The organism is Mesorhizobium sp. M7A.F.Ca.MR.362.00.0.0 (genome assembly GCF_004023175.1).
Classification (GTDB): domain Bacteria; phylum Pseudomonadota; class Alphaproteobacteria; order Rhizobiales; family Rhizobiaceae; genus Mesorhizobium.
This window is the reverse complement of record NZ_RZTF01000553.1, coordinates 1-2,224: the sequence shown is the minus strand read 5'-3', so window position 1 is coordinate 2,224 and position 2,224 is coordinate 1. Positions and strand designations below refer to the sequence as shown.

Sequence of the window (2,224 nt, the reverse complement as noted above, 5' to 3'; positions counted from 1 at the left end):
GCCCCGATAATTCCAGCGCCCTTTGCGTCTCGGGATCGCCGATACGAAGCACAGTGCCCGCCGGGATTTTGGTCGGCAGCTTGCCCGCGTCCGGACTACCCGCCTGGGCAATGAGGGGGGAGAAAGAAGCGACCAAGCCTACCGCGAACGCGGTCACGAACCCACCAAACCTCCTTCTTGAAAATCTCTCCACAGCTAACACCATCGTCTTGCTCCAGTTTTGGGAAGGCTCCGAATTGCGCTGCTAGTATGTCCAGTGATTTGGTAGACTATAAAAGTATCAGGTGCTGTTCTTTGCCACCCGAAGGAAACGCTGTTCGCCTCCAATGCTCATTCGGAGCACGCGCCGCTCAACAAGAGGCGGGTTGGGGCGCCGCAGAGCAGGTCGCGTTTCTAACCGGCGCCAACTCACGTCCTCGCCGAAAGCGGTTCCTGATGCCCTATGCGCCTTGCCAGCGAGCTTCGGCTTGGAACAGGACCCAGCGTGAAGCTGCTAGCAGAAAAATCGCTTCGCCTCCGGTAGTGGAAGGACAGGCACTATAGCCTGCGATGATTACCGGCCGATAGGAACGGCCGGGCTCGTAAGAACCGGAAGAGCTGCTGTTTCCTTTTTGAAGGGTTCCCTGAAAAGTCTTCTGCCTAAACCTCATCATTATGGTCCAGCTGTCGTATTTTCCAAGGCCATTGCAAAGTAGAGTGATAGCACCTTGCCGCCTGCGCGGCAGGGAAGGCCATGGCAGAGCCGGAACCACGGTAAGACGGCGCAGACCGTCAGGCTCTTCAAAAAACCATTCAGAGGGGATCGTCATCATTGATCCGGCGGTCGGGAGGCTCGGCCGGTTGAAAAGAGGACGTTGGTAATGGGGCGGCCACGAGATAGCTGGGGTGATCCACGCCACGCATTTGCACGGATCACCTGCCAAAAATGGCGGACCGGTCCCGGAATCGAGCCGCCGTCGCGGGTTTTTTGCGGCCGTAGCGGCCTCGCTGTCTGCTGTGCGCCTGGCGAAGCGCGCAGCAGATGAGAAACCCTGCGTGCGTCGCGCTGGCGCTGATGGTGCAGCCGGAGATACGGCTTCTCGACGAGCCGTGAGGAGCTCTCGAGGCCATGACCAAGATTTCCATACAGGAAGAACTGGCGCGCATCTGAGCGATTAAACGTCATCATGGCGGACACGCGCGTGTTAGCCGGCGCGGGCGTTTCGCGCCTCCAGCGCGGCATTCATCCCTGTGAATCAGGCTTGTTTATGTGGCGAAACTTCGACAAAAAGTCGCTCCGACTCGGATCGGGAGAAGGGATCGGATATGGTCTTTCGATTGAAAGAGCGCCTTGGCAAGAAACTTGAGGAAGAAGTGCAATTCTTCAAATGTTGGCAGAAGGATAAGAAAGGTGTGGGCGCACTCATGCCCACGTCGATCCATGCGGCGCGCCGCATGGCTAGTGTGGTCAACCCGCATTCTGGATTGCCGGTTTTGGAGCTTGGTGCCGGGACTGGTGTCATCACCAGGGCCATCCTGGAAAGAGGCATCAAACCGCATCGGTTGACTTCGGTCGAATATTCCAAGGATTTCTATGAGGGCCTGGTGCGACGCTTTCCGGGAGTGGATTTCCGCTTGGGCAATGCGTTTGCCCTGGAAGAAACCCTGGGGGAGCGCCGGGAAAAGTTCGATTGTGTCATAAGCGCAGTGCCGATGTTGAGCTTTCCGATGCAACAGCGCCTCACACTGCTGGAGGATTTGCTTGCACGAATCCCCGCCGGGCGACCTGTGATCCAAATCACCTACGGTCTTCTGTCACCGGTGCTCAAAATGCCCGACCGTTACATCGTTTCTCACTATGATTTCGTCGTTCGCAATGTTCCCCCCGCACAACTCTGGACCTATCGACGAGCAGTGTGACCACAGGGGGACGCGGGCAACAGGTCGCTTTCGGAATCCTTGTACAGGACTGCAAAGCCGACTGAACCTGGTGCTGGGGCCAGCCATTCGCGCTCTGGCTGGACCGCCTTCCATTCCGCATTTTCTAAGGATCGATTTGACCGCAGCAGAGAGATGATGTTCGGCTACAAGCATTGAGAGCGGCGAAGCTTCCCGCTAACGCCGATGTTTCTCCGGTATTTCCGGAGATGCATTCCTCGAGACGCGCCAGGCGGGACTTCGCATTGCGAAGTTCATGTCCGGCTTCGAGACGTCGATGGCGTCCTTGAGGTGTGGGCGCTATGAG

1 protein-coding gene and 1 pseudogene are annotated in these 2,224 nt (G+C 57.6%); one reads left to right on the top strand and one right to left on the bottom strand.

The genetic code is table 11. The annotated features are described in order from the left end of the window. A pseudogene (locus EOC06_RS45055) lies at positions 1–202 on the bottom strand (ABC transporter); the annotation flags it as partial. 1,103 nt (positions 203–1,305) lie between these two features. Between EOC06_RS45055 and pmtA the strand changes: the two are divergent. Then, on the top strand, positions 1,306–1,899 hold the full coding sequence (pmtA, locus tag EOC06_RS34975; protein ID WP_095482953.1) for a phospholipid N-methyltransferase PmtA: 594 nt from the start codon (positions 1,306–1,308) through the stop codon (positions 1,897–1,899). Positions 1,900–2,224: the final 325 nt, after the last annotated feature.

What these genes read in the sequence shown, in the direction of transcription:
- pmtA (WP_095482953.1), top strand. Translation starts at nt 1,306, where the DNA reads ATGGTCTTTCGATTGAAAGAGCGCCTTGGCAAGAAACTTGAGGAAGAA.